This is a genomic window from Verrucomicrobiales bacterium, from assembly GCA_016793885.1.
Taxonomy (GTDB): Bacteria; Verrucomicrobiota; Verrucomicrobiia; order Limisphaerales; family UBA11320; genus UBA11320.
On record JAEUHE010000133.1, the window covers coordinates 11581 to 31434 of the forward strand.

General features: G+C 59.7%; 8 protein-coding genes. All 8 read left to right on the top strand.

The features are described 5' to 3' along the window. Positions 1-201: 201 nt before the first annotated feature. The 8 genes from JNN07_14700 to JNN07_14735 all read left to right on the top strand — a co-directional run bounded on the left by JNN07_14700 (position 202) and on the right by JNN07_14735 (position 19769). Positions 202-2064 (top strand): hypothetical protein, encoded by a 1863-nt coding sequence (locus JNN07_14700; protein ID MBL9168987.1) that lies wholly within the window; start codon positions 202-204, stop codon positions 2062-2064. Continuing rightward, a complete protein-coding gene (locus JNN07_14705; protein MBL9168988.1) occupies positions 2061-4025 on the top strand; it encodes a hypothetical protein in 1965 nt (654 codons plus the stop codon). The genes JNN07_14700 and JNN07_14705 overlap by 4 nt, the downstream gene beginning before the upstream one ends. Before the next feature lie 47 nt (positions 4026-4072). Continuing rightward, a complete protein-coding gene (locus tag JNN07_14710) occupies positions 4073-5503 on the top strand; it encodes a hypothetical protein (GenBank protein MBL9168989.1) in 1431 nt (476 codons plus the stop codon). A gap of 94 nt (positions 5504-5597) precedes the next feature. Next, a complete protein-coding gene (locus JNN07_14715; protein MBL9168990.1) occupies positions 5598-14366 on the top strand; it encodes a hypothetical protein in 8769 nt (2922 codons plus the stop codon). A 25-nt stretch (positions 14367-14391) separates the two neighbouring features. Beyond that, the gene (locus JNN07_14720) at positions 14392-15243 is read left to right on the top strand and encodes a hypothetical protein (protein MBL9168991.1); all 852 of its coding nucleotides are present in this window, start codon (positions 14392-14394) and stop codon (positions 15241-15243) included. 7 nt (positions 15244-15250) lie between these two features. Continuing rightward, the gene (locus tag JNN07_14725; GenBank protein MBL9168992.1) at positions 15251-15895 is read left to right on the top strand and encodes a hypothetical protein; all 645 of its coding nucleotides are present in this window, start codon (positions 15251-15253) and stop codon (positions 15893-15895) included. A 12-nt stretch (positions 15896-15907) separates the two neighbouring features. After that, positions 15908-16387, top strand: coding sequence for a hypothetical protein (locus JNN07_14730; GenBank protein MBL9168993.1), 480 nt, complete (start codon positions 15908-15910; stop codon positions 16385-16387). A 70-nt stretch (positions 16388-16457) separates the two neighbouring features. Continuing rightward, positions 16458-19769 (top strand): protein kinase, encoded by a 3312-nt coding sequence (locus JNN07_14735; GenBank protein ID MBL9168994.1) that lies wholly within the window; start codon positions 16458-16460, stop codon positions 19767-19769. Positions 19770-19854 lie beyond the last annotated feature (85 nt).

Consider the following 19854-nt stretch of genomic DNA (forward strand, 5'->3'; position numbering starts at 1 on the left):
ACATCGATCCGATCCCCTCCTTGGGGAGCTTCGTGCCTTCGTGCGAGGCTATCGGATTCGGGTCCTTTTCCCTCCCTCTTCGTTTCCTTTCGTGAGCGTTCACTATCGGTCGTCTTCCCCACAGAAATCCACGGATCGAAAATAGTTTCATTTTATTTGGACGCTTTCGAAACGAAACGACGCACGTGATGGGTGGAACCAATGTATCTCAAATTACAAGCCATCTGCTCGTGGGTTCTGGTTACCTGGGTTGTTGCCCTGGGTCTCCAAGCCGAGGTGCCTCAGGTGCTGCACTATCAGGGACGGGTGTTCACGGGTGGAACTGGTTTTGAAGGCGCCGGCCGGTTTAAGTTCGCCCTGATCAGCACCGGCGCGGCTCAAGTGTTTTGGCAAAATGCTTCTGATTTCAATGGGGACGGCCAGCCTGATGCAGCGGTGGAGTTGCCTGTCAAAAGCGGCGCTTTCGCTGTCTTTTTGGGAGATGCCACGATCGCCAACATGGCGGCATTTCCGGCGAGGCTGTTTACGAATTCCCCGATGTTGCTTCGAGTTTGGTTCAGTGACGGAGTGATGCCGTTCGCCTCCGTAACGCCCGATCAGCGATTGGGCGCCGTGGCCTACGCCATGATGGCCAGCGAGGTCCCTGATGGTTCCATCAGTTCAACAAAACTGGCAGCCGGGGTGCTGGACGCTAGTAATATCACCGGTACGCTTCGGCCGACCCAAATCCCCAATCTCAACGCCTCCAAAATCGCCACTGGCCGCTTGGCGATTGAGCGGCTGCCTCAGTCCTTGCAGGACCAAAATCTTCAATTGAGCAACCAAGTGGCAGCCATGAGAGGGCAGATCGACACCATTCAAGCCCGGCTTGAAGAGCTATCCGCTGGAGGTACGCCCTTACCCTCGGGGCTGGTTCTGGTCTCGGAGATTGCCAACGACCCAGCTTTGGAGGCTCAAGGGCTTCGGACCTTCGTTGAGTTTTCACCGCAACCTTGGGCCAGGGGTTCTGGCGAGGAAGCACCCTCCCCACGACGAGGTCACTCCGCTGTCTGGGCTGGGCAGTCGATGATCGTGTGGGGGGGAACTCAAGACCTTGGCTCCTACCTGGCGTCTGGAGGGATCTATCGTCCCGGCGAAGATGTGTGGCGTCGGATTTCGCCGTTGAACGCTCCGACTGCTCGCATGGGTCACAGCGCGGTATGGGGCGGCCAGTCCATGATCGTGTGGGGTGGGTTTGGAAGCGACGGCTATGAGCAGTCCGGCGGGGTGTTTCGGCCGGAAGATCAGCACTGGTCGAAGGTCTCGGTGGAGAATGCTCCTTCGGGACGGGATGGCCATCTGGCAATTTGGACGGGAACGCGAATGCTCGTCTGGGGAGGTCGAAACGCCTCGGGGTATTTGGGCGATGGTGGGCAGTATGATCCGGTTAGCCAGCAATGGAGTTCGCTCCCCGGAGGGGTCAGCGCTCCGTCCGCGCGTGGCGGCGCCACCGCCGTTTGGACCGGCTCCTCGGTTTTGATTTGGGGGGGCAAAGGAACGACTGGAGCTCTTCAAACTGGAGCCGAATTGCGCTTCGATGCGCTGGGGCGTCCAACGACCTGGCGTCCCTTGCCGGGGGGTGCGAGCTCACCCGCGGCGCGCACCGGACATACGGCGCTATGGACTGGCAAGAAAATGCTGATCTGGGGTGGAGAACTGAAAGGCGCTCCCGTTAAGGCGGGAGCGTCTTACGACCTGGCGACGGATAGCTGGGAATCCTTGCCTGGCGACGGGGGCCCCGACGGTCGGATTGGCCATGCCGCTGCATGGACCGGTTCGGAAATGGTTCTGGTGGCCGGCGGGGATGCCTCCGGGCCGCTCGCTTCGGGCTGGGCCTATCACCCGTTGACTCATCGCTGGCGTCAGCTGACGAGCGCAGGCGATCCGCTGGCGCGAACCCAGGCCACTGCCGTCTGGACTGGGCGTGAGATCCTGGTCTTTGGCGGCCGATCTGGAACACAGCCGGTCGGGACCCTCGAACGACTGAGCGCAGATCCCACCTATTACTTCTATCGGAAACCATGAACTCGAGAAATTCCATCAACTTTCGCTCGATCCTTCGTGCCGCCTGTGGTGACGCCTTCTTGGGCACGATGCGCTCCGCATTCCCTGTCCGGCTGAGCTGCCTGGTTGTGTGGTTGGGCGCAGCTCTAGCGGGTCAAGCCCAGTGGCTCACGCAGAATCTCCCGCTCAGACCGGGCTGGAATGCCGTCTATCTTCATGTCGACTTGTCTCACACCAACCTGCTGGATCTAGTGGGGAGGGATGCTTCGAATCCCATCCAAGAGATTTGGCTTTGGAATGTGACTCCCTCCGCCGCTGAGTTCCTTGTCACCCCTTCCACTCCCTCGGACTCGGGAACCGAATGGATCACCTGGAAACGATCCCAAGCGGCGACCTCAAAGCTCCAGCGACTGGTTGGCAATACGGCCTATCTTGTCCGACTCGCCAATGACGCGGCAAGCACCACCTGGGCCATCAAGGGCAAACCTGTGCCTCCTCAGTATCAATGGACGAGCAGCGGGCTAAACTTCCTCGATCTCCCGGTTATCCAGGGTCAGGGACCCACCTATCAAGCCTTCCTATCGGAGCAGCCTGGCATGTTGCAGGCAGAGATCTATCGTTACACGACCGGGGAGCTCGGGGACAGCAATCCTTATCGGGTTGATCCATCGAGCGAGACGCTCGTGCGAGGTGAAGCGGTGTGGATTCGGGCCAACGGCGCGTTCAATCGTTACTTTGGCCCCTTTGAGCTGGAGCTCCCCGGGAGCAAGGGAGTGGAGTTTGGAGATTCGATCGGACAAATGCGGATTCGCGTGCGGAATGTGACGGCTCGGACGAATGTTGTCACCGTCCAGCTGCTGAACTCTGAGAGTGCTCCGGCTGGACAGACGGCGATCCGGCCCGACCTGATGCCTATGCTGGTGCGAGGCGAGCGTGACCAGACCACGTTGAAGTATGCCTTCACCAATCTCTTGACACCCCAGTCGTGGACCCTGAGCCCGAAGGGCCGGGAAGGCTCGGCCACCGAGGTCGTGCTAGGTATTAACCGTTCCGCCATGACTGGGAACGCCGGTGACCTGTACGCTGGCATCCTGCGTTTCACCGATTCCCTGAACCATTCCCAGGTGGACGTGCCGGTCTCCGCGATCGTCGCCTCCACACAGGGGCTTTGGGTCGGGCAGGCGACCGTCAACGCAGTGAATACCGATTTGGTGAAGTACAAACGCGCCACCAATGCTGCGGCCTTTGCCAGCATCGTGTCCCAACTGGATCCGAGCGTCACCTACCAGTGGCAGAGCAATTCCGGAATGATCCTCATCTCGGGAGGGCCAAACAAGGGTCGCTATGTGGAGGACGGACGAATTTCTTCGAAGGATGTCGCCCGGCCGTTTCCTCTCCGTCTCATTCTTCACGACGATGGTGCCAACATCCGGCTGCTTCGTCAGGTCTACCATGGCTACGGCAAGGCCGAGAACTCCAGCAACCTGATCGTGACCACCAGCCAGGAGCAGCTGGACCCAGGGCGGCTGACCACCGCACGTCGCATCAGCGCCGTCCATCTGCCGGCTTCCGGCGCCATCGGCGGGTGGAGGTGTGACGGAAAGATGTTGCCCGACAGCGTCGTGACCACGGCGGATCCGGTTTCCTCGGATTTCGACGACGCGGACAATCCATTCGTCCACAACTATCACCCCGACCATGACAACTTGGATGCGACCTTCAAGGAGCGGTCGGCCCAGGGTCAGGAGTCGTACACCCTGAACCGTCGCTTGGCGCTCGGGTTCGCGGCTGCAGGGGATGATTTCGAAACGCTCACTGCAGGGTCCAGTCGGCTCGTCGGCAACTATTCCGAGACGGTCACCCTGCTGGGGCGATTGGTGGACCGTGGCGGAGGGAATGTCACGACGAACTCGCGCACCTATCCGGTGAGCGGATCGTTTCTGTTGAATCGAATCAGCAGCTCCCGGCTCTTCAAGGACTAACCCCGAACGCCCCTATCACACTCTTTCCAATCTCACTTTACGAAACTATGAAAATACAATGTTCCCTCCCATGGCTTCGCACGCTGAGCCTGTCGGCCGGTGCGCTGAGCCGGTCACGATGGTCCCTGCTGATGATTCTCCTGCTGTGCGGGGTGGTCCCTGGCACGTCTGCACAGACGGCGGCACCGCCAGAGTTCATGACCTATCAAGGCTTTTTGACCGATGCCAATGGGGTTCCTCTAGGAGCCAACAATCCCCTGAACTACACCATCACGTTCAAGGTATACGGTTCGCCGACTGGGGAGGACGCCCTGTGGGGCGAGACGCAGATCGTGACGGTGGACAAGGGCAATTTCAATGTGCTGCTGGGCCGAGGGACCCGCCTGACCCTTCCGAATGTGCCCTCCACGGTCAAGTTGCCGGACGTCTTTGCTAGCCCCACCGCCTCCGATCGATACGTTGGGATTTCGGTTTCGGGGAACAACATTAATGCGGAGATCAAACCTCGCCTGCGCCTGCTCCCATCCCCTTATGCGTATCTGGCCACCAGCGCCTTGAAGCTGACGGATGGCCAGGGCAAGCCCTTGTTGGATAATCAAGCGGGTCGCGTGGTGGGGAATGGTTCAGGCCTCACCAACCTGACTGCGGCAAACATCTCCGGAGTCCTCGGCGTGGGCATTATTCCCAATCTGGATGCGAACAAGCTGACTTCAGGCACCCTCGATCCTGCCCGAATCCCTGTCCTGGACAATTCCAAGATCTCCTCCCTGGACGCCGCCAAGATCACCGCCGGTACGCTCAACTTGGCGCGAGTTCCATTGCTGGATAACACGAAGATTCCAGTGTTGGATAACAGCAAGATTCCGGCGCTGGACAGCAGCAAGATCGGGAGCCTGGATGCCGGCAAGATCAGCTCGGGTGTCATGGACAGTGCCAGGATTCCCACCTTGGACGTCAGCAAGATCACGACCAAGACTGCGACTGGGGTCGCCACCAACTTGGCCGAGGTCCTGGGCCCTGCCCCGAGAACGTATCACTCGGTGAATCGTACCGATACAACCACTTGGCATGGAGTGGAGGTGGATCTCACGCCCTATCTGGACGACGACGACGGCTGCCGTGTGTGGTTCCATCTCGCCCACGAAACAGATAATGATGTGATCCGATCAACCACGCTCCATTTCGCCAGCGAGCGTTCCTGGAATTCCGCGGAAAAGGCGCTTGGTACACAGGTCTTTGTGCACGGCCACCTGTTGAATAGGGATCTCTACGGTTATTCCGATCTGACGTGGGGGGTTGCAGTCACGAAGCACCGGAATGAGATCAGCTCTGGCTTTTGCTACCTCACCAATTACAGGCCCAAGGAAATCAATGGGGGAGTAGTGGATGGTCCCGTCAACACAGGTGCAAATCGCTACAAAATCTGGTTCACGATGCCCGGTACCGTGAGCGGTCGGCTGATCGTTTATGACAACTGACCTGGGGTTTATCCAGTTCGGCCAGGGTACCGTTCAGCCCAGGTTCAAGAGACTTCATCAGACCACGCCTCATTCAGCCGCTAGGTAACATCCTATGAGAACTTCAACCCTCCTTCTCTCCGTACTTCTGCTGCAGGCGCAGGTAGCGACGCTGAGACTTCTGGCCCAAGTTCAGGTGCTCGCGCCGCCATTGGAAAGTCCACAGGATCGCACCGTGTATAATCCTCATTCCTTGCGGGGCCTGCCGTTGTCCACCAACCAGAACGCCACGATTGGGTCCGATGGACGTGCCCCTAGCTTGACCACTCAGATAGCCGCCCAGCTCACGATCGATCCCGCCACCACCAATCAGTTCGTCAACGCCGCGTGGTTTGGAGCCGTCGCGGCGCCGACCAACTCGGCGGGCCTGGTGGTGGGCAACCTTGCCGCCAACGCCCTCAATATCGGACTTCCGGCGGCATCCGATGGGACGGTCCTCATGCTGGCAGCGAGGGTGGGGGCCTCCTTTTATGGGGAGCGCGTCGAGTTTCTCTTTGGCCAGGAAGTCACCCCTCCGACGACCGATGAAGCTGGAAAGGCGCTAGCCGCCAATGCCGCGGCCAGCTATTGGCTCGGCGAGGCGATCATTCCATCCGATTCTACCAACAAACTTTACTGGAGCCCTCACGCTCGGAAGCTCTATGCCGTCCGTCCCGGGCCGGTCTCGGTGGTGTGGAAGAAGAGCTCCCCGAACAATGTGGCGCCGGCAGCGGCTGGCAATGTCGGGTTCCTGCTCACCAACGGATTCTATTACACGCTTTGGACGAACAGCTACATTGTCAGCGGAAGTCCTGTAAAGCCTCCTCGGCAAATCTACTGGACCGAGGGAGTGTTCCGGTCGACCGGAGTTCCCGTTTCCATTCCTCCCTCTCGCATTAGCGGCGTGGTTGTGGCAGAAACCGACCTGTTTCCGAGGACCGTCCCATCCAGCGCCATCTATCAACCACTGGGGGGAAACAGCGCTGTTGATGGCGCAGCGCTCGAGACGCGCACGCTCTACCTGGACACCAGTGGCGGGCAGAAATCCCTACGCGCTTACAACATCGAGGGGAGAGGATTCCTCGAGCTGCTCGGGGATCTCCGTTCTGACAACACGACCTACGAGTCGCTGGGGGTGGAGATCGTGGATGTCCTGCGGGAACCGGTCCGGCACGATGTGACCATCGAGTTGGGCAATGAGCTCACCGCATACCCCGGCGGCGCTCCTGACGACGCAGAGCTTCTGCCGCAGGCTTTGATGACCGCGGGCGCCGCGGGGAGTTTCGCCTATCAGCATAGCATCAGCGGCTCGGACCGCTTTCGTTTCTATGCAAATCGTGAGACCGTCAACCTCAACGACTACCTCCTCCACTGGCTGGAGGAAGGGATCGAGGGCCTCAGGTGGCCATCTCGACTTGTCCGCTACCATCACGTTTGGCCCAGCAGCGTCTCCGAGTATTCGGCTTTTCTCCGTCCGCGGGTTTCCACGGAGGAAGAAGCCAAGCTGACCGCCGTGCAACTGCCCTTGGCGAACAGCCCATCCCTGGACTTCCAGGATCCCCTCGACATCCCGCGCGCCAAGCTGACGGAGAGCTTCAAATTCTACACGTTCCTGACCCCCGCCCATCCTGCGCATCGATCGCTCTTGCGCTTCACGTCCGGCGACACGGTCCGCTTTGAACGCGTGTTTTCCTGGCTTGACGACAGTGTTCTCTCCAATCAGTTGGCCGCGTCCGTGGCGGTCAATCTGGATAATTGGAACACAAACTCCAAAACTTTGGTGTGGAACAATAACCTCGATCTCCCTCTCGGAGCCACTGACACCGTCGGCGGTGGGCAGATGGGAGGCGGTGGGCCGCGTGTCGTTACGAACCTCAACGCGGTGGTCGGGGAGCGACTTCATCCTCCGGCGAACGAGGTTGAGGAGCTGGCTGGGTATATCAAGGTGGAGAGAGGTGATTCTTTTCACCCCGGAGCGTATGTGGATCCTTTGGTGAATGGGTTTACCCTGGCCAGTCAGGGAGCGATCATTCCCGTCAACGCCATTCCCGCGAGGAATACGCTGGAAGTTTGGTGGTTTCGGAAGCAGGCGGTGGATGAGAGCAAAGGATTCAAGCCGATCTTCTGGCCTGCGGTGTTCGATCGGCGGACGATCGTGTGGCCCGGTGATGCCACCGAAATCGTCCTCGCGAGCAACAAGGGCAGCGGCCCTCTTGCCAGCCTGCAAGCCAAGGGCAGCATCTATGTGCAGAACGACCCGATGCTTCCAGGCTACAATCCGAATGAAGAGCATGCCTTGATGCAGGGAGGACAGGCCTGGGCTCTGCGCGACGATCTGAACCGAACCAATGCCGCCGGTGGGATTTACACCTCGCATCCCTTCGTGTTGCTCGACTACACCGAATCCGATGGGCGTCCCGCTCTCCGAGCCTTCAAGGTAGTTCGGGAGCGCCCCGACCTGGGCCTTGTGTTCCGCTACCTGGTGCCGGCTGGCCAGATCCTCCAGCCGCCCATGCCGCTGCCCCTGATGGCGAAGCCCTTGGTGCCAGCTGAGACACCGGGGCTCCCTCCCAAGAGTTTCAACCAAGAGGTGGGGCCTTGGAAGATCACCGCGGGGACAAAGACCGCGGCCAACGGAGTGGCGACCGAGCTTTGGAGCCTGACCACCGACCTGATCCACGGGTTCGGCACGAACAGCACGATTTGGTTGGAGAGCACCGACGGGTCTCAGGCGTTGGGATTCGTGCCAACCGGCGCCACTCTGACGAAGATCAACGGTTTCGTGACGAAGGATCAGCCGAGGGTGATCACCTCAGTGGGATCCGCCACGGGAGCGCCGGCGGGCTCATCGCGCTGGCGATATGGAGCCGACTTGTCCTCCCTAGCCCTCAACGACCTCATCGCCGTGGTGTCTCCGAACACCGGGCAAAGCTGGCGGGGGACGATCAAATCGATCACGCCCACCTTTGTGGAAGTGGAATTCGCGATCCCCACTATCCCGAGCGCAGCTCGGAGTGGAAAGCTCGTCCGCCTGAGTGAAACGCAAGCTGCCAGTCAGCTCAATGGCTGGGTGGTGATCACCGAGCGCACGCCGAAGAACTTTCCCGACTACTATCCCCAATTCACCTTCAAGGATCGAAAGAACAACGTGTGGATTTACCGCGGACCGCATCTCGCCACCGGAGGATCACCTGAGATGGTGATGAAGTATTATTACAAGACCTTGCCAGGATTCTTCTTTCCGGGAGAGAACCCTCAGCCCGCGGTAGGAACCATCACTCCTTATCTCCGCCCCTTTGACACCGCGAGCCAACAGTATTCGGGCGGCGCGGTCACCGGCGTGCCCGTCGACTTGGGGGGCGGAAACCCCCTGGGCATTGTCTATACCCCGGTATGGCCCACCGATACGCCAGTGCTCCAGATGGCGGAGACTCTCACCTTGCCGAAACGAGGACTTCCGGCGGTGCGGGGGCAGCGAAGCGCCGAGATCCTCTATCAGCAATCTCAGGTGGCGGCGAATGATGCGCAAAAGATATCCGCCATTCTTCACGATCCCACCCGACGAAAGATCCACAAGCTTTCGGAGCCGGACGCCACGTCGGGCCTGACTGGAATTCCCGAGTCGATTCGGACTCAGTCGTCGCGGGGAAAAACCTACTTCCCCAATCTTCCGCCGCATTTGGTGAAACGGTTCTATTTCGATCCGAACGAGGAGGGAAACGGCGCGCTTGTTTTTGAAGGGGAGTTCGTCGATGCACCTTTGGGCGAGCGCTATCTCTTCCTCAACGTTATGGGCCGCCAGGATCTGGATGCTATCCAGCAGCTCTGCCTCCAGGGCGACCCGAGAGAGGATGCCTGGAGGACAGCCGTGGACCGCGTGAGCTTTGACTTGGAGAAGTTCGTTCACAATGATGCCAAGCCGGGAACCTTCAAGCCTGAGAAACTCCGATCGATATCGGCTACTGCCATGGCTCAGATCACAGATGATGACATCGCGGTGGATTCCTACGCCCTGACGGCCGTCGGGGCTGGAGTGGGCTATGTAAGCCTCCTTTTTGGCAATGGCCTCAACCCTGAGAGAACCCCTCAGGAGGAGCCGGTCAGCGTTCAAGTTCTCCGGGTGGTCGATACTCTGTATCCCGGGGAGGTTAATGTGGTGGAGTCCGCCAATCCCCTGAGTGAAAGCGTGACAGCCGCGCAGGTGGTGGATCTTGCCGGAGAGATTGATCGCTACGCTTTTGAGTGGCGGATTGCGGCGCCGGTGGACGGCTTTCCCCCCCCGGTGTATGCAAAGGTTGCGACTAATCTAATGGCTCCTGATTCTTGGATTCACATCCCATTTCCGCTCGTCAGCGAGACCCCTACGGACAGTTTGGCCATTGGACCTGAACGCAGCTCCCAGGACTATGCCAACACGGGGGATGCGCCAGCGCTGGCGGTCGTCCAGGGGATTCCTTTCACTGCCAAGGACAATGAGCTCGACGAGCTTCAGTTTGAGGTGAGCGGCTCGACCCGTTTGGTGGCCGGAAACGAGTTGTCGCTTCGCACGGCCGAAGTCACGACGGTGTTCGGGACCGTGACTCGCGTTACGGGATCTGGCGGCACACGCAATGTGTTCGTTCAGTTGGAGGAGGATCCGCCGGTCAGCCTGGAGGCTAGCCAGGTGCTGCAGCTTTCGGAGCGCGTGGCGTCGGGCCGTCCCCAAAGCGTGCTGTGGCGAACCGTGGACATTCCGGCCAATGTGATCTATTCGCAGTACTTGGTCAGCCTGGACTTGGAGGGCTCACTTGGCGCGAAGGTCTACTTCGACGGACAGCTGGCGGTTACGGCCAACACCGGAATCAGCGATTCTCCAGCCATCGCGATTCCCCAGAGCCTTGACGGCACAGCGCTGCCCCGGCTGTACCGCATCAGTGCGTCGGCCCTGGCGGGCGGAACTCCGCTTGGGACACTTCGCCGTCATACCGTCGTCGTCGAACTGTATTCGGCGGCGAATCCGGACGTCGCTCAGGTCTTCAACATCCGCCTGCATGCCTTCCAGGCGCAGGACATCACGGGCGATCAATGGTTGGCGTTGGACTCAAGAAAGCACGAAGACGGTGTTCGCGCCGTGATGGGCGGCTCGGCGGATGTTCAGGTGCTCTCAGACAACTACCTCATCATGCGCTACAAAACGAAGGATCCTACTCATGCCTCCTTTAACCTGGGTTGGTCTCAATGGACGGAGCCGATGCTGGTGGAAGGTTGGATCAAGCGGGTTCTCAAGGGGATCAATCCGTTCAATCAGCGGGTGACGGACCTGTTTAACAACCAGGTGAACACGGACGTGAGCATCATCTCACAGGCTGGTCCGCGCTGGGAGGGAGACGTCGCCCTGAGTCTCGACAACCTTAACCAGGCAGGCCTGATCGAGATCTATGAAACCGTGCTGAACCGTGGGAAAATGTTGAGCATCGACTCAGGAATTAACTATGGGCCGGCCAACGATGCTCTCTTGCTGGCTGCGGGGTACCTCAACGATCTTTACATGCTCCTGGGCAATGAGGCTTGGGCCGATGCTGCCAATCCCACCATCGGGATTGGAACCAAGGACCGCACTTACGGGGATATCGCGACCGCTCTCTTCTCCTTCAAGGGTCAACAGGCTTCCTTGTTGGATGAAGAACTCGCCCTCCTGCGTGGCCGAGACGACTTCCCGCTCCCCGGAGTTGAGCTCCGCCCCGTTTACAATCGTCTCGTCTGGAACTACACGCGCGGCATCGACGCGGGAGAAGTCGTCTACGCGCTCAACTACAATATCCTGGACCAGAATGCCGATGGCGTGGTGAACGCCGATGATGCGCGCAAGTTGTACCCTCAGGGACACGGGGATGCCTACGGCCATTATCTGACCGCGCTCACCGGGTATTACGCCCTGCTCATGGACAATGATTTCGACTGGGTGCCACGTATTGAAGCCGTCACCGTCCTTGGCAAGCCGGTGTCGGTGGACTACCAGGACGAGCGGAAATTTGCTGCCGCCGCGGTCGCGCTGGCCAGAACCGGTCGACAGGTGTTCGACCTGACGTGGCGTCAGGACTATAAGTCGGGGCCAGGCAACGGATGGGACCATTTCCATCCCATCCGAACCAATGAGCGTCGCTCCAACCCGCCAGAACCGACGGCTCGTTCCTGGGGAATGGATCACTGGGCTTTCCGCACTGGCCAGGGGACGTACCTCCATTGGATCGTGGGCAATTCGACCCTTCCCGATGTGGATCCCGATCCCGACCATGAAGGGATTCAGAAGGTGGACCGAACCACGGTGCTCGAACTGACAGAGTTAGCTTCGCTCGCAGCTGGGTTGCAGACGGCGCTCGACAATGCCGAGGCTGGCATGAGCCCGCTTGGGATGCCGGAGTCAAGCGTGCCCTTCGATCTGAGCCCGACTTCGATCGGGGCGGCCGGAGGGACCACGCATTTTGAGCAGGTTTACGACCGAGCTCGGCTTACGCTCAACAATGCGATCTCGGCGTTCGACGATGCCAAGGACGTGACGCGGCTATTACGGTCGGAACAGGACTCGCTGGCGGACCTGCAGGCCACGGTGGCTCGCCAGGAGCTAGCCTACGAAAACTCTCTGATCGAGATTTACGGAACACCCTACGCGGATGACATCGGTGCGGGCAGACTCTACAAGCAGGGCTATACCGGTCCTGATCTGGTGCACTACAGCTATGTGGATTTTCCGGAGATTCAGTTTCCTGAACTCTGGAACCATACTGAGACCCGGGAATACCTCATCGACATCCAGAACTTTCCGGAGGACTTCACCGTTCGGAACCAGCTGCTCAAGGATTTCAACTTTCTCGTGAAATCGGATGATTCTGCGAACTACACCACGAACCTCTACATCAAGCACGTCCTGAGCGACCTGGGCCCGTTCCGCAAACCGGACGCTTGGAATGGCCGTCGTCTCGCTCCGGGCAAGATGCAGCAAGCCATCTCGGACATGATTCACGCGCGTGCCCGTCTGAAGCAGGTGCTTTATGACAACTACGGAGGCAAAGCCGACTTAGACAAGGCTATCCGCCTCTTTGAATCCCAGACGGCCACCAGCCTTGCCGTGCTGGACAAGGAAAAGGACAACGTGGACCGCGACAAAACCATCGCCGATTTGCAGACAGTCTATGAGTTTGTCAATCAGAGCATGGACTACGCTGCCAATGTGGCGCAGGAGGCGAAGGATTTGCTTGGTGATGCAACGTCAGTCATGGGGATCGTTGGAGTGGACAATGGTGGTGATTGGGGAAAGTTCGCGATCATGACGCCCTACGTTCTTGCCCAGGTCGCCAAGTTGACGGCCTGGAGCGCAGGTCTTCTGGCGTTCGGCGGACTGCAGGGCGGGATCATCGAGCGCCGGGACGACACCTACAAGGCGACGAAACAGATTCTCGAGCTGCAAGTGGACCAAGGCACTAAGGATGCCGCCTACCAGCTGTTTCTGCAGATGGAACAGATCCAAGCCGCTCTGGACACGATCAACTTGCGTTTGCGAGAGTTCGACGACGCCGAGCGGCGCATTCGCTCCCTCGAGGCTGAAGGCCTTCGCATTCTCACCGAGCGGGAATCGGTCAGGAAGCGCACCGCGGCGGTCATTCAAGGATTCCGGGTGCGTGATGCTGCATTCCGAATCTTCCGGAATGAGAAGCTCGAACGATACAAGACGATGTTCGACCTTGCCTCTCGCTACTCATTCATGGCCGCCCAGGCCTTCGATTATGAGACGGGCCTGCTCCATACCCAGCAGGGCAAGGAGTTCATCCAGCGCATCGTTCGATCCCGCGCCTTGGGGGCGATGAAGGATGGCGCGCCAGTGTTCGCCGGCAGCAACACCGGGGATCCTGGGCTCTCCAGCGCGATGGCCGAGATGCACGCGGACTGGCAGGTGCTCAGGGGGCGGCTGGGCTTCAATAATCCGGACGCTTACGGCACCACGGCTTCGCTTCGTCGGGAGCATTTCCGCATCGATTCCGGAACGGAGGGCCAGGATAGCTGGAAGGACGTGCTCCTGCGAGCCCGTCGGGCCAATCTGCTGGATGACGAGGATGTGCGGCGTCAATGCATGCAGATCGGCTCCCGGGATGGGCTGCCAGTTCCTGGCATAGTCCTTGAATTCAGCACCACTATCGCCGATGGCGTGAATCTGTTCGGGAAGCCCCTCTCTCCCAGAGATCACGCGTTTAGTCCGAGCTCCTTTGCGACCAAAATCTTCGCCATGGGGGTCGCGCTGGAAGGCTACCAAGGAATGGATGACCCCTCCGCGAACGGGAATGCTGTTTCCGCCGCCGGGGCCTCCTCTCCCGCCGATCCGTCCCTCTCCCTCCTGGATCCGACGGCTCTGTCCGCCACACCGTACGTCTATCTCATTCCGGTAGGCGTCGATTCCATGCGCAGTCCGCCGCTAGGCGACGTCAGCGTGGTGCGCACCTGGAGCATCAACGATGTGAGCATTCCATTGCCGTTCAACATAGGGGCTTCGGACTTCTCCACGAAGTCGTTCTGGACCTCCAGCGACTCGCTGACCGAACCGCTGTTCGACGTGCGCAAGCATCAGGCCTTCCGTCCGGTGTCCTCGGCGAATCTCTTCGGGTCGGTTCTGGTCTACACCGGTGCGGGCCAGTTGGGCCGCTCGCAATATACGAACAGCCGCTTGATCGGACGCTCCGCCTGGAACAGCAAGTGGAAGCTGGTGATTCCGGGTCGAACACTCCTACAGGACCCGAATGAAGGACTGGATCGACTCACGCAATCGTTGAAGGATGTGAAGCTGTTCTTCCACACGTATTCTTACTCGGGAAATTGAGGTTTAGCCATCGGAGACCGTCCTTATGCAAATTGACTCAACAATCCGGAAACAACTGGCGATGGTGGGGTGGCTTCTTGCGAGTGTGTGCGCCCTAACTGCCTATCCTCCCGCTCCGCATCACGTGCTGTTTGGTTTGGTGCGAGATGAATTCGGAACTCCACTCAACACTGTCGGAGGGGAGGTCATCCTGGAAGCGACCTCGGGAGTGCTGGTGAGGGGGGAGATTGGCGCTAAGGAGCCCGGGGTGAACTTCCGCCTTCCCGTGAGAATGGATGCCGGCCTCACGGCGGATCTTTACAAGCCGACTGCGCTTCGTCCGACCGTCCCATTCAAGGTGAAAGTTCGCATCGGCCGCGTCACTTATCTGCCCATCGAGATGCGTGGGGACTATTCAAAACTGGGCCTGCCGGGGGAGGAGACTCGGCTGGATCTGACCTTGGGAGAGGATTCCGACGGCGATGGATTGCCAGACACTTGGGAGCGGTCGCTTATCGTCAAATCCGGAGGTGGACGCACTCTGATGGATGTTCGCCCCACGGATGATCTGGACGGTGACGGTCTGAGCAACCTGCAGGAGTATCTGGCGGGTACTTACGCATTCGACAGCAAGAACGGACTCGCACTCAAAGCCATCGCCGCAGGCGGAGACGAGCCGCTCTTGGAATTCGTGGCTGTTCGAGGCCGGAGTTACAGCATCCTGAGCTCACCGGATTTTTCAAATTGGACCGTTTTGGCTTTCACCATCCCGGCCAATGGCCCCAGCTCCCCAGAACTCTCCACCTACCGCTCAGAGGATGTCCGGCTCGTGCGGGTGAAAGTGAAGCCTCCTGGCGAGGCCCAAGTGATGAAGTTTTTCAAACTGATGGCCCAATAGGACGATTATGAAAGCGCCTCGTGCTGTCGTTCTGATGGGTGCCCGTCCCAGGAGGTTAGCCGTCTGGTTGGCGGTGTCCTGTTGTTTGATGGTGTTGGCGGTGCTCGTGGTCTGGACGGATCGGTTCTCTAATCCCCATCCTGCCACCTTGACCCAGGCCGAGCTGTCACAGCTGGCGCTGCGAGAGGGCCGGCTGTATCAGGAGGGGGCGGCGGACCCGTTCTCCGGGTTTGTCACGGATCACTATCCGGACGGAACCATGAAATCGCGTTCGCGGGTGGTGGCGGGAAAGCTGCATGGGATGTCCGAAGGTTGGGCTACCAATGCCCAACTCGTCGTGCGTGAATTCTTTAGGGAGGGCGTGTCTCATGGCGTGCGCACGAAATGGCATCCTAACGGATGCATTCTCTCTGAGGCAACGATCGTGGAAGGGAAGCTTGAGGGTACTTTTAGGCGTTGGCATGAGAATGGTGTTCTGGCTGAGATGATTCCGATGAAAAAGGATGCTCCGGATGGGCAATTGCGTTCCTATTACCGCAGCGGCTCGCCCAAGGCACTCGTGACGATCAGTAATGGAGTGGTTCTCACCCGAAAGGCCTGGAAGGACGGAGAGAGGCGCGAGGTGGCTATGAGCAGATCTCAGGCGAACTAAGAACCCCTTGTCATGAAAGCACTGGACAATCATCCCAAGGTCTGGGGCAAAAGCTCCCAAGCCCTACGAGCGTGCGGTGGTTCATTTCTGGCGTACACGTTGTTGTTGGGTGAAGGCTTCGGCCAGTCGTACCTACTGGAATGGTCGGGCTTCGGAAATGGGGGCGGGAGCGGGACTGCTGGCGAGTTCAGCATCACGAGTGCCCTAGGTAGTTTTGACCGAGAATGGGGCGAGGCGGACGGATTCACCCTAGTCGGCGGATTCATCGGGGATGCGCTGGTAATCCAGGAGCCGGGCGCTCCGCGATTAGCCATTGAGTGGACTCAAGACACCCTGACACTGCGATGGTCTCCCGTGGCTGCTGGGTCGTTGCTGGAGTTTGCTGAGACTCTCTCGCCTCCCGATTGGCAGGTGTCCCCGACAGGAACCCTCAACCCAGTGAGTTTTCCCGTTCGGCCGGGCATCCGCTTCTATCGAGTTCGAACACGCTAACCGAAGAGTCTTCTGGTTGCGCCTTTGGTGGCTGCTGGGTAGGCTTCAGCCCGCGATCCCTATCACTTCGATGAACGAGACTTCTAAGTCTTCAGAGGACGAGCTGTTTGCGGCGGCGTTGGAGCTGAGTTCTGCCTCTGCCCGCGCGGCCTTTCTCGACGGGGCCTGTCAGGACAATCCGGATCTCCGCGCGCGGCTGGAAGCGCTGCTCCAAGGACATTTCGAGGCCGCCGGCTTTCTCACCAGGGAACCGGAGCGAGCGGCGAAGGCCGACGCTTCGGGTCTGCCCAGCGAACGGACGGCCGTGAGGGTGGGTCGCTACAAGCTGCTGGAGAAGATCGGGGAGGGCGGCTTTGGTGAAGTCTGGATGGCGGAGCAACGCGAGCCGGTCAAACGGCGCGTCGCGCTCAAGATTATCAAGCTGGGCATGGATAGCCGCCAGGTGGTGGCCAGATTCGAAGCGGAACGCCAGGCCCTGGCGATGATGGATCATCCGAACATCGCCAAGATATACGACGGCGGCGTGGTCGGCTCCACTCTTAATGAAGACTCATCTTCACTCTTCACTCCTCACTCCCAACTTTCGAGTGGCCGCCCCTACTTCGTGATGGAGTTGGTGCGCGGGGTCAAGATCACCGAGTATTGCGATCAACATCAGCTGCCCACCCGAGAACGGTTGGAACTGTTCATTCAGGTGTGCCAGGCGATTCAGCATGCGCATCAGAAGGGGATCATCCATCGCGATATCAAACCGTCGAACATTTTGGTGACCTTGCACGACGGGGTGCCGGTGCCGAAGGTCATCGATTTCGGCATCGCCAAGGCGACGCAGGGGGAGCTGACGGACAAGACGGTGTTCACGCAGTTTCAGCAGTTCATCGGAACGCCGGCGTATATCAGTCCGGAGCAGGCGGAGATGAGCGGGCTGGACGTGGATACGCGCAGCGATATCTACAGCTTGGGTGTGCTTCTCTATGAGCTCCTGGTGGGACAAACACCGTTTGATGCGAAGGAGATGCTGAAGGGGGGGATCGATGCGCTCCGGAGGATGATTCGGGAGAAGGATCCGCACCGACCCAGCACGAGGCTGACTCAAGAGCTGGCGACTGCGAAAACGAGGACTCGGAAGGCGACGCAGGGGTTGAGTATGCCCACGCCCGAGGAAGTGGCCGCCGAGACTCGTCGCTGCCTTCGTTTGAAGGAGCAGATCAGCGTGGTGAGGGGCGATCTGGATTGGATCGTGATGAAGTGCTTGGAGAAGAATCGAGCGCGGCGTTACGAGACGGCGAATGGCTTGGCCGCCGATGTCCGACGGTTTCTGAACCATGAACCTGTGGTGGCTCGCGCGCCCAGCCGCGCCTATGTTCTCCAGAAGCTGATCCAGCGGAACAAAGCCACTCTGGTCGTGTCGGCCACCCTGGCTCTGACCTTGGTCGTCGGGGTAAGCGCGGTGATCTGGATTCAATATCGGGCCAATCAGGGGTATCGACGACAGCTTTATGAGTCGAACGTCAACCGAGCCGGCCTGGCCTGGCAGGCACGACAATCAGCGCGGCAACGCGAGCTGCTGGACCTCTGTCCGGTGGAGATGCGCCATTGGGAATGGAACTTCCTACAGCATCAAATAAGTCGTTGGGAATCCAAGCTCGTGTTGGAAGGGATCGAGATCACGGAGGGGTCGGTGAACGCGGACAGTTCCTGGATGGTCGTCATGGAGGCCGGCTCGCTGCAGATGATGGGGCTCCCATCTGGGGAACGGATCAGCCGTCGATTCCCCCCCGGGCACCAAGCGCGCTGGGGCATCCTCTCCCCTCAGGGAGATCGGCTGGCGTTCGTCGAGGGTCCAGGCCAAACTTTAGCGATCTGGGATATCGGTCACGAGAAGCGGGTCGATGGGGTACCGCCGGCCGAGGCTCACGTCATCTCCTGGTCGAAGAACGGTCAGCTCTTGGCGTTCACCAGTGATGCGACGACGATCCGACTCTGGGATGCGAGAAATCGCCGCGAGCTGGGAACATATACTGCGAACCATGCGGTGCTCGCGCTGGAGTTCGCGCCGGACGGCAAGACCTTGGCCGTGGGTACGAGAGAATTGGATATCCAGTTGCTCGACGTTGAGACTCGCACCGTGCGACGTACGTTGCGGACGCGCGGTCCCTACTATGGGCTCCTGCGGTTTAGTCCTGATGGGCGGAAACTTGCGGCCGCCAACGGAACCGCGGGTGGATATGCGCGCGACCACCGCGTTTGGGATTTGGAAGACGGAGGCTCTCTCGATCTGAGTTTGGGAGGCGAGGCTTCTAGCTTCGCGTTCAGCGCCGACAGCCAGCAGCTGGTGGTCGGTGACGTCAACGGAGTGGTTCACCTCTGGGATCTGGGCCGTCGCCTGGAGGTCGGCCATTTCCTTGCCCATGAATCTGAGGTTCTGTGGGCGCGTGTGTTGCCCGATGGCCGGATCCTGTCGTCTGCTCGTGATCGAACCACTCGACTCTGGCAAACCGGTAGCTCCGAAGTGATCCAACTCCAAGGGTATCCTAATTCCCTTCGCACGGTGGCTTTCAGCCCCGATAGTCGGTGGGTGGCAGGGGCCGGAATCCATTCGTCGGTTCACGTTTGGAACGCAGCGACCGGGCATCGAGCCGGCGCGTCCGCGAAGCACGGTGAGCACTCTTTCGCTGTGGCTGTAGGACCCGACGGCCGAGTGGCTTCGTCGGGTTCAGATCAGGTCGTTCGACTGTGGGATCGAGTCACTCAGAAAGTGGTCTGGGAGGGATCCATCGCCCCTGCGGAGATGCCCTATTGGATCGCCTTTAGTCCTGACGGTCGCCGTGTCTACGTAGCAAGCAGCAAGGACACGTTGACCATGCTCGATGGGACTACCGGCGCACGGCTGAAGTCGGTCAGCGGACTGGGGAGCGTGCTCGATGGCTTGGCGGTCTCTCGAGATGGACGTCTAATAGCCCTTGGTCAGAAGGAGCAGATCAGCGTCCGAAGCGCCGATGATTTGAGCGAACTTTGGCAGGCCTCCGTTCGGGTTGAACGGTGCGTGACTTTCAGTCCGGATGGGAAATGGCTTGCGAGCGGGGACAGGGACGGGAGCATCAGCCTCTGGGACGTTGCATCGGCGGGTCGGGTCCGTCGCCAGCTGACGGGGCATGCCGGTGGGGTCTCCGGGGTGGGCTTTCATCCAGATGGAAACCGGCTGGTCTCCTCGGGTTTCGACGGTCAGGTGAAGGTCTGGGACTGGCGAGCAGGTGTCGAAATGCTCACCCTGCGCTGGCCAGGTGGGGGCCGGGTATGGCACGCGGCGTTCAGTCCTGATGGGAAGACCATTGCGGGCGCGGGGGGGGATGGACTGGTGACGCTCTGGAAAACGGAGTAGGCCCCGCTGGGAGGGGGATGGGGGATCGATTACGATTACGATTACGATTACGAACCGAGGGAACGAAGCCTTGGGATCCGACCCG